Source organism: Haemophilus parahaemolyticus, assembly GCF_018373095.1.
Classification (GTDB): Bacteria; Pseudomonadota; Gammaproteobacteria; order Enterobacterales; family Pasteurellaceae; genus Haemophilus_A; species Haemophilus_A parahaemolyticus_A.
Map to the genome: position 1 here is coordinate 1 of NZ_JAHAHT010000071.1, position 9,606 is coordinate 9,606.

Below are 9,606 nucleotides of genomic sequence, written 5' to 3' on the forward strand. Positions count from 1 at the left end.
GAGAGCAGTGGATAGTTTGCCTTCAAGGTAGCGTTTCCAGTTTTGAGCTTCCACTTTGGAGAGTAGCCAGTAGCTCATACTAAAGAGCATAAACACGGAGGCTCCGGGGGTTCCGGGAGGGGCTATTATGGCCGCTTTGGGTATCTTGCACCGAAAGTATCGCTTTTTTCGCATCGCCTTGTTGATATAACACAATCGCTTGTTGAATGCGTTGATTGATGTCTGTACTAATTTTTACCCAATCTTGATCGGCATTATCATTTGCAGTTTGTGCATTAGATTGCATCGCTTGCACGTTTTGTTCTTCTCGTGTAGTCGGTAAATTTGGCAGTTGCTCTTCAATATCTTGCAACAGTTGCGTGCTTTGGTAGGCGATTTCCGTCATTTGATCAGGCTGTTCGCTCATGCGGATCAAATTGTAGAATTGTTGATTAATGGCAGATGAAATTTCAGACGAACGGTTGGTCCGCACCGACATTTCCATTTCAGAATTTTTGTAGCCGTTGTATTGGGCTTGTTGGAAAGTTTTTTTGGCGTTAGAAAAATCGCCATTTTCGTAGTAAGTAATAGCTTGGGCAACTAAATCGTCAATGGTTTTGAAACTTTGCTGCCAGTAAGGTTTGATTTCTGCGTTATCGTAAACCCCGTGCTGCCCATCGGCGTTGAGTTGGTGACCTTCAATCAAAGAAGGCAACACTTCTTGCAATTCCTTTTTTAGCCCTTCGATTTTCGCTTGAATTTCGCTCATCGGTTTGCCTTCGCCAATCATTTTGCGAATTTCACCAAAAGTGGCTTCCATTTGGTAACTTTTTTGTGCCGAGAAGTTAATGCGAATCGGGCCTTCTAAATTTTCAAATACTTCAAAATACGCCATTTGCACTTCGGTTTTGGCATCATCAATTTTGTTCTCTTTAATCAAGTGCTCGGTGTTGTTGAGACGATTAGTGATGTCGGAGACCCATTGTTGGTAGTTGTCTTGGGCAAAAAGGAGTTGGGACAATCCCAAAATAAGAGAAAAAATAATGTAGCGAATAAGACGATGCATATCATTACTTCCAAATGAAACTAGTTCTTAGTTAGCTATTATCCTATTCTTTTAGGAAAGAGCAAGAGGTAAAAGGGAGAATTTTTCTGGAAATATTATTAGAAGAGAAAAAGTAAGGTGTAAAGAGAAAGTTGAAATTAAGTTTAAAGCTGGTCAGTATTTTCGACCAGCTTATTTACTCTTACTTATTACGATTTTTGAGGTGCATTTGCCAATAATTTGGTGAGCAATTCCCAATAAATTTGTACCGCAGGAATATGCACTTTTTCATCTGGTGAGTGTGCGTTGCGGATGGTTGGCCCGATAGAGACTAAATCCATATTTGGATATACCTCTTTGATTAAACCACATTCTAAGCCTGCGTGAATAACTTTGATTTGAGCTTCATAACCTAACACTTCATCATAGATTCTTTTCGTGAGAGCCGTAATTTCAGAATTTGGTGCAGGTTCCCAGCCAGGGTAATTGCCTGAATATTCGACCGTTGCTCCTGTTAATTGTGCTAAGGCATTTAAGCGACTACGCACTTCTTCTTTGCCGTGTTCAACTAATGAACGAGATAAAATCGTGCCTACTAATTGCTCATTTTGAAGTGAAAGCACGCCAATGCTGAGTGAGGTTTCCACCACGTTTTTTACCGCATCACTATTGCGGATTACGCCGTTTGGCAACAGCGTTAAGAACTGCAATGCGGTTTGGGTCGCTTTTGCAGTAAAGGCTTTTTCGGCTGAATTTGTTGCTTCCGCAACCAGTGTTAAATTCGGTTCTGCTAAGTGATATTCTGATTGGAATTTTGCTTGTAGTTGCTCAATGCAAGCGGTAATTTTTGCCACATCTTTTACCAAAAGGGTAGCGTGAGCTTCTCGTGGAATCGCATTGCGTACCGAACCGCCCGCAATATTTACCAGTTGGAAGGCTTCTACTTGGTAAAGATCTGAAAGAATACGCGTTAATAGCTTGATGGCATTCACACGGTTGGTGTGAATATCGCAGCCAGAGTGCCCACCGCGTAAGCCTTTCAGCGTGATTTGCACTGCTTGACCTTCTGCTTTTTCAAAATCAATAGGCAAGTGAATTTCTACGTTTTCACCACCTGCACAACCGATATAAATTTCGCCGTTATCTTCGGTATCTGTGTTGATCATTATGTTAGATGTTAGCCAGTTTGGACGCAAGCCTAATGCTCCTTCCATTCCTACTTCTTCGCTCATTGTGAGAAGCACTTCGATTTCTGGGTGAGCTAAATCAGTTGAGGAAAGCACAGCAAGGCAAGAGGCTAAACCTATGCCATTATCCGCACCAAGGGTTGTGCCTTTAGCTTTGACCCATTCGCCATCTTGGTAAGGTTGGATCGGATCTTTCAAAAAATCGTGCACTGTGCTTGCGTTGGCTTGTGGCACCATATCTAAATGTGCTTGCAGGGCGAGAGTTTGGCGGTTTTCCATACCTTGTGTGGCAGGTTTACGAATTAAAATATTACCTGCATCATCGCGTTCAACGAAAAGGGATTGAGATTTTGCCCAATCTACAATGAAATTAGCGATTTGCTCTTCGTGATAAGAAGGGTGGGGAATAGCACAAATTTTATCGAACCATTGCCAAAGTGCTTGTGGATTTAAAGAAGCAATTTCAGACATATAATACCTCATTTGTTTATTTCTGTTAAATATCGAGAAAACTCTACCGCTTGTAAAATATTTATATTCAAAAGCGAGAAAGAATATGCGGGAAATAATAGCACGAATGTCATTTTTAGGTTAGAATAACGCAATTTTTTTATTCGGTGAAACCTCAATTCGTCGATTTTTTATATTTTGGGATCTAGTTATGAGCGAAAAATACACAAATGAAAAATATGTTGTGACGTGGGATATGTTCCATATGCACGCACGCAAATTGGCAGAGCGTTTATTACCTGCTTCACAATGGAAAGGCATTATTGCCGTAAGCCGTGGCGGTTTATTCCCAGCGGCAGTGCTGGCACGTGAATTAGGCATTCGCTACGTTGAAACCGTATGTATTGCAAGCTACGATCATGATAACCAAGGTGCGTTAAAAGTATTACACGCAGCACAAACGGATGGCGAAGGTTTCATCGTTGTGGATGACTTAGTTGATACGGGTAACACCGCTCGCGAAATTCGAAGAATGTATCCAAAAGCGAAATTTGTGACCGTGTTCGCAAAACCAGCAGGTGCACCGTTAGTAGACGATTATGTCATTGATATTCCTCAAGAAACTTGGATTGAACAGCCTTGGGATTTAGGCATTCAGTTCGTTCCACCTCTTGCGAAAAAATAATCATCAAAATGGGTAATGAAGTGGATTCGTTACCCATTTTCTCTTTTTACTCCCTTTATCTGATTTCCTCTTGAGGTTGTTATGAGTTTAGGTAATTTATATATTTTATCTGCCCCAAGCGGTGCAGGAAAGTCCTCTCTAATCAATGCGTTACTTGCCGATTTACCTCGCAACGAAGTACGTTTATCAATTTCTCACACCACCCGTAATCCTCGCCCAGCGGAAGAAGATGGCGTGCATTATTATTTCACTACTCACGCTGAGTTTGAGGCGTTGATTGAGAAAGATCATTTCCTTGAATGGGCAGAGGTATTCGGCAACTATTACGGCACATCTTTGCCGATGATTGAAAAATCACTTGAGCAAGGTGTGGATGTGTTTTTAGATATTGACTGGCAAGGGGCAAGACAAATTCGCCAAAAAGTATCGAATGTGAAAACGATCTTCATTCTGCCACCTTCACGTGAAGAGTTAAAAAATCGTTTAGTGGGGCGTGGTCAAGATTCAGAAGAAACCATTGCAAAACGTATGGCGGAAGCGGAATCAGAAATTAGCCATTATAACGAGTTTGATTACGTGATTGTAAATGATGATTTCCAACAGGCTTTGGCGGAACTTAAAGCAATTTTGACTGCCGAACGCTTGAAATTGGCTTCTCAAGAGATTCGTCATAAAGCGTTGATTGGGCAACTTTTGGCGAAGTAATCATTGTATAGTTATATACGATCTGTAGGATGGGCTTTAGCCCATCATTTACTGAATTGATCTATTTGATGGGCTAAAGCCCATCCTACACTTAAGGAAACCGAATGAAATTATCCAAATTAACTTTTGCCGTCGTGCTCGGTTTAGCATTATCTGCATGTTCAAATATGAGCAATGATGGCAGCCTAGACCAAGCAAAACAAACCTATCAAAATTACCAAGATATTACCAAACAATTCTCTGTTGATGAACAATGGTGGCACGGTTATAACGATCTACAACTGAATGAATTAGTGGAACAAGCGATTAAAAATAACTTAGATCTTGCAAAAAGTGCCATTGCAGTAAATCGTGCCCTTTATAATGCAAATTTAGTGGGAGCAAACCTTGTACCAACCTTTAGCGGTTCAGCTTCATCATCGGCATCAAAAGGTGTTGGATCAAGTAACAATACCAATTCTGTTGGCACTTCAACGGTAACTAATACCGCAAGCTTTAACTTAAGTTACACTATCGACTTATGGCGTCGTTTAGCAGACAGTGCAAGTGCGGCAGAGTGGGAACATAAAGCGACACAAGACGACTTAAAAGCGGCTCGCCTTTCATTGATTAACTCCGTGGTGGCAACTTATTACCAAATTGCTTACTACAAAGATGCGATTGCGGTAACAAACCGCACCATCAAAAACTATGAGCAAATCAGCAATATCTTAAACAATAAATTGAAAGTGGGGGCAATCGACCCATTAGCGGTAGAGCAGGCTCAACAAGCGACCCTAAGTGCTCGTAATAGTGTGGTTGGCTTAGCAACAAGCTTAAAAACCGCTGAACAAACGATGCGTAATTTGCTAAATCTTCAGCCAAATCAACCGCTTCCATCTCGTTATCCAAACATTCTTAACGTGAAATTACAAGGCGTGGATACCAATGTACCCGTTTCCGCCATTGCAAACCGTCCAGATGTGGCGATGCGTTTAAATCGTTTACAAAGTGCGTTTAAAACCTTAACAGCAACCGAAAAAAGCTGGTTCCCAACTTTAACCTTAGGTGGAGCAATCTCGGGTAGTGCACGTTCAGCATCAAATGTGGCAGATAACCCAATTGCAAACGGCGTGTTCTCATTCGATCTGCCATTCTTAGATTGGAATCGTGTGAAAAATAACGTGAAAATCTCTGAAGCAGATTACACTACCGCTCGTATGAACTACGAACAAACGATTACCTCTGCATTAAACGAAATTGACAGCTATTATTACACTTACAACCAGTCACGTAGTAGTTTCGATTTATTAGAGCAAACTTACGAGAAAAACCGTAAAATCACTACTTACTACCAAAACCGTTACAACCAAGGTGTAGCAGAATTCCGCGATTGGATTAGTGCGATGAATACCGAGCTGAGTTCACAAATTGCTTTGTTAAATCAAAAATATACGATTTTAATGAATGAAAATTTAGTGTATCAAGCAATGGCAGGGAAATTCCAACTTTCAGCTAAATAATTTGTCATTTTATACTTTCTATAGAGGTAGAATTATATTTAGAATAGAGAACAGCAACCATAAATTGCTGTTCTTTTGTATTTTTGGAGAGAGGAAAGAATTTTGTTATTTACTAAATTTAGAAATTGGTTTAATCGCCAAATGCGAAAATCCATTAACGAGAAAAATCAACAACGTTTGAGCAATCACGCAATGTCTGTGATTGCCAGTAATTGCAATGGTGCATTTATTCTGCACGATTTAGGAGAACAATTCCGCTCTCCTTTTGTAAATCTTTACCTTGAGCCTGAGGATTTTGTAAAATATCTGCAAAATTTCACCGCTTATAATCAGATGGAGCTGGGGTTTATAACTACTGATAAGCCTTATCCTGTCGGGAAATTGAGCGATATTACTTTTCATTTTATGCATTACCACAGCGAGCAAGAAGCAAAAGCAAAATGGGAAGAACGGCTTAAACGATTAAATTTGGATAATCTGTTTATTATAATGACAGATCGCGATGGTTGCACCGAGCAAGATTTGCAAGCGTTTGACCAACTGCCGTTTAAGCATAAAGTGGTGTTTACGCATAAATCTTATTCTGAAATCAAATCCAGTTTTTATATCAAAGGCTTTGAAAAACAAGGGCAAGTTGGAGATTTATTTGAATTTTCAGGCTGGAATGGGCGGAAATATTACGACCAATTTGATTACGTAAGCTGGTTTAATGCTATCCAAAATTAAGCAAAAGTTATGCTATAATATGGCCATTTTATGGCAATTAAAGCGGTGAGTTAAGACGTAATGCTAAAGAAGGTCGTACAAGCGGTAATATTTGGGCTCTGTTTTGCAGGGCTGATTTTGCTTTTTCCTTGGGTGGGAAAGCAAGTCAAACAGTTGAATGTATTTCAGCCTGATGTTTTTAGCTATTCGGAAGCTGTACAAAAAGCTTCGCCTGCCGTGGTAAATATTTATACGCAGATTTTAGAGCAATCTAGCAGCAATGGCTCTCGATTGAATTTAGGGTCGGGCGTAATTATGACTGAAAACGGTTATGTGTTAACCAATAATCACGTTGTTAAAGATGGCTACCAGATTGATGTTTATTTGCAATCTGGCAAAGGTTATTCAGCAACCTTGGTTGGGTTCGATGCGTTAACTGATTTAGCTGTACTAAAAATTGATGGCGGGAAATTACCTACAATTCCTCAAAATCCGCAACGAGAGTCGAAAGTGGGAGATGTAGTATTGGCGATTGGTAATCCTTACAATTTAGGGCAGAGTGTCACACAGGGAATTATTAGTGCCAAAGGGCGAAATACGATTTCTGATCGTACCAGACAGAACTTTATTCAAACTGATGCACCAATTAGTAAAGGAAACTCGGGTGGGGCATTGATCAACACGGCAGGTGAGTTGATTGGGATCAATACGATTAGCCTTAAAAATAGCGGAGAAATTCGTGAGTTGAGTGTAACAGGCACAGATTCGATTGCAGAAGGTCTAAATTTCGCTATTCCAATCAATCAAGCGGTTGAAATTATGAATAAGATTATCAAAGATGGTCGGGTGATTCGAGGTTACTTTGGCGTGCGAAGCGATATTTTCTTTAGTGCTCAACAAACTGGAGCTGAAAAAGGGGTATTGATTACAGGAGTGAATCCAAATGGTCCTGCTGAAAAGGCTGGTATCCACGTGGGCGATATTATCTTAAAAATTGGTGATATTGAGGCGGTTTCTGCTTCACAAATGATGGAGGCTCTGGGAAATATTAGTCCAAATACCAAGGTGAAGGTGTTATTGCTCAGACAAGGCAAAAAACTGGAGTTTAATGTGGTTGTGGGAGAGTTTCCTGAATATCAGCCTGTTGATGAATAATGCAAACAATTAAAAAGGCAGTGATGATGAAAAATGTAATTATTACCGTAGATGGTCCAAGTGGCGCAGGTAAAGGAACACTTTGTTATGCTTTAGCCAAAAAATTGGGATTTGATTTTTTAGATTCAGGAGCGATTTACCGTATTACTGCGTTAGATGCGGTGAAAAAGCAAGTGAATTTAGAAGATGAAGACGCAGTGGCAGAAATTGGGCGTAATCTGAACGTGCAATTTGTACCTGATAATGGAGAAGTAAATGTAATTTTAGATGGCGGAAATGTGGGGAGCCAAATTCGTACGGCGGAAGCGGGACAGAATGCTTCTAAAATAGCAGTTTTTCCAAAAGTGCGTGAAGCATTATTACAACGTCAACGTGATTTTGCCTGTGAAAAAGGTTTGGTGGCAGATGGCCGTGATATGGGAACAATTGTTTTTCCGGCGGCTCAAATTAAGTTCTTTTTAGATGCAAGTGCGGAAGAACGTGCAAAAAGACGTGTAAAACAGTTGCAATCAAAAGGATTTAATGCTAACTTTGATCAGATTTTAGATGAAATTAAAGAGCGTGATTATCGCGACAGAAATCGAGCGGTCGCACCTCTTATTCCAGCGAAAGATGCGTTAGTATTAGATTCAACACATTTATCAATTGATGAAGTCATTTGTCAAGCGTTGGAATATATTTCTTCCAAAGGCTTTTAATGTTTCCTGAGTAAAACAAGGATTGTTTTGCTTTTATTACCAACCCCATTTAACAGGATGTTAGATGGAAGTTTATTTTATTTAAGAAGAAAATTATGTCAGAAAATTTTGCTCAACTACTTGAAGAATTCTTTTCAAACGAAGCTCGTTTAGGTTCTGTTGTTAAAGGTACCGTAGTCGCTATCGAAAAAGGTTATGTAATCGTTGATACTGGTTTTAAATCTGAATCACGTATCGAAGCATCAGAGTTCACAAACGCACAAGGTGAATTAGAAGTTCAAGTTGGCGATCAAGTTGATGTTGTGTTAAAAGCAACAGACGATGGTTTCGGTGAAACAGTTGTTTCTCGTGGTGATGCAAAACGTAACGAAGCTTGGATTGCATTAGAAAAAGCATTCGAAGAACAAGCAACTGTTACAGGTTACGTAAACGGTAAAGTGAAAGGCGGTTTCACTGTTGAGTTAAACGGTGTTCGTGCATTCTTACCAGGTTCATTAGTAGATGTGCGTCCAGTTCGTGATTCTTTAAATCTTGAAGGTCAAACTTTAGAGCTTAAAGTAATCAAATTAGACCAAAAACGTAACAACGTGGTTGTATCACGTCGTGCAGTAATCGAAACAACTAATTCAGCTGATCGTGAAGAAGTATTAGCGAATTTAGTTGAAGGGGCAGAAGTTAAAGGTATCGTTAAGAACTTAACTGACTACGGTGCATTCGTAGATTTAGGTGGCGTTGATGGTTTATTACATATTACAGATATGGCATGGAAACGTGTTAAACACCCAAGCGAAGTAGTTACAGTAGGTCAAGAAGTAACTGTTAAAGTTCTTAAATTCGACAAAGAGAAAACTCGTGTATCATTAGGCTTAAAACAATTAGGTCAAGATCCATGGGGAGCAATCGTACAAAACCATCCAGTAAACAGCAAATTAACTGGTAAAGTAACTAACTTAACTGATTATGGCTGTTTTGTTGAAATTTTAGACGGTGTTGAAGGTTTAGTTCACGTTTCAGAAATGGATTGGACAAACAAAAACATCCACCCATCTAAAGTAGTAAGCGTAGGTGATGTGGTTGAAGTAATGGTACTTGAAGTAGACGAAGAACGTCGTCGTATCTCATTAGGTTTAAAACAATGTAAACCTAACCCATGGGAACAATTCGATGAAACTCACAACAAAGGTGACAAAGTTTCAGGTAAAATCAAATCAATCACTGATTTCGGTATCTTCATCGGTTTAGACGGTGGTATTGATGGTTTAGTTCACTTATCTGATATATCTTGGGATGTTCAAGGTGAAGAAGCTGTTCGTAACTATAAAAAAGGTGACGAAGTAGAAGCGGTTGTTTTACAAATTGATGCAGTGAAAGAGCGTATTTCTTTAGGTATCAAACAATTAAATGCAGATCCTTTCACTAACTTCATTGATTCAACCAAAAAAGGTGCAATCGTTGCAGGTAAAGTAACAGCAGTAGATGCTAAAGGTGTTTCTGT

At 39.6% G+C, this 9,606-nt stretch carries 8 protein-coding genes and 1 pseudogene; 7 read left to right on the forward strand and 2 right to left on the reverse strand.

Features of this window, described 5'->3' with window-relative positions:
• Both KH943_RS07360 and KH943_RS07365 read right to left on the reverse strand, forming a co-directional pair.
• Positions 1-1,045, reverse strand: a pseudogene (locus tag KH943_RS07360) (hypothetical protein); the annotation flags it as partial.
• A gap of 188 nt (positions 1,046-1,233) precedes the next feature.
• Positions 1,234-2,682, reverse strand: a complete 1,449-nt coding sequence (locus tag KH943_RS07365; protein ID WP_304109584.1) for an aminoacyl-histidine dipeptidase — start codon at positions 2,680-2,682, stop codon at positions 1,234-1,236.
• A gap of 190 nt (positions 2,683-2,872) precedes the next feature.
• Here KH943_RS07365 and gpt point away from each other — a divergent pair, with 190 nt between their 5' ends.
• From gpt to rpsA, 7 genes are all read left to right on the forward strand, one after another.
• Positions 2,873-3,346 (forward strand): xanthine phosphoribosyltransferase, encoded by a 474-nt coding sequence (gene gpt / locus KH943_RS07370; protein WP_304109587.1) that lies wholly within the window; start codon positions 2,873-2,875, stop codon positions 3,344-3,346.
• Between the two features lie 81 nt (positions 3,347-3,427).
• On the forward strand, positions 3,428-4,051 hold the full coding sequence (gene gmk, locus KH943_RS07375; protein ID WP_304109590.1) for a guanylate kinase: 624 nt from the start codon (positions 3,428-3,430) through the stop codon (positions 4,049-4,051).
• A gap of 104 nt (positions 4,052-4,155) precedes the next feature.
• Positions 4,156-5,553, forward strand: coding sequence for a toxin/drug exporter TdeA (gene tdeA / locus KH943_RS07380; RefSeq protein WP_304109593.1), 1,398 nt, complete (start codon positions 4,156-4,158; stop codon positions 5,551-5,553).
• 141 nt (positions 5,554-5,694) lie between these two features.
• The gene (locus KH943_RS07385) at positions 5,695-6,279 is read left to right on the forward strand and encodes a DUF1919 domain-containing protein (protein ID WP_304109601.1); all 585 of its coding nucleotides are present in this window, start codon (positions 5,695-5,697) and stop codon (positions 6,277-6,279) included.
• A 60-nt stretch (positions 6,280-6,339) separates the two neighbouring features.
• Positions 6,340-7,413, forward strand: coding sequence for a trypsin-like peptidase domain-containing protein (locus KH943_RS07390; protein ID WP_304109595.1), 1,074 nt, complete (start codon positions 6,340-6,342; stop codon positions 7,411-7,413).
• Positions 7,414-7,439: 26 nt separating this feature from the next.
• Positions 7,440-8,111, forward strand: coding sequence for a (d)CMP kinase (gene cmk, locus KH943_RS07395; protein WP_304109604.1), 672 nt, complete (start codon positions 7,440-7,442; stop codon positions 8,109-8,111).
• Positions 8,112-8,206: 95 nt separating this feature from the next.
• A partial coding sequence (rpsA, locus tag KH943_RS07400; protein WP_304109598.1) for a 30S ribosomal protein S1 occupies positions 8,207-9,606 on the forward strand: 1,400 nt, incomplete at its 3' end.

Bases quoted from the DNA above. Each gene is read 5' to 3' on its own strand.
- KH943_RS07365 (WP_304109584.1), bottom strand. From the start codon at position 2,682: ATGTCTGAAATTGCTTCTTTAAATCCACAAGCACTTTGGCAATGGTTC.
- gpt (WP_304109587.1), top strand. From the start codon at position 2,873: ATGAGCGAAAAATACACAAATGAAAAATATGTTGTGACGTGGGATATG.
- gmk (WP_304109590.1), top strand. From the start codon at position 3,428: ATGAGTTTAGGTAATTTATATATTTTATCTGCCCCAAGCGGTGCAGGA.
- tdeA (WP_304109593.1), top strand. From the start codon at position 4,156: ATGAAATTATCCAAATTAACTTTTGCCGTCGTGCTCGGTTTAGCATTA.
- KH943_RS07385 (WP_304109601.1), top strand. From the start codon at position 5,695: ATGCGAAAATCCATTAACGAGAAAAATCAACAACGTTTGAGCAATCAC.
- KH943_RS07390 (WP_304109595.1), top strand. From the start codon at position 6,340: ATGCTAAAGAAGGTCGTACAAGCGGTAATATTTGGGCTCTGTTTTGCA.
- cmk (WP_304109604.1), top strand. From the start codon at position 7,440: ATGAAAAATGTAATTATTACCGTAGATGGTCCAAGTGGCGCAGGTAAA.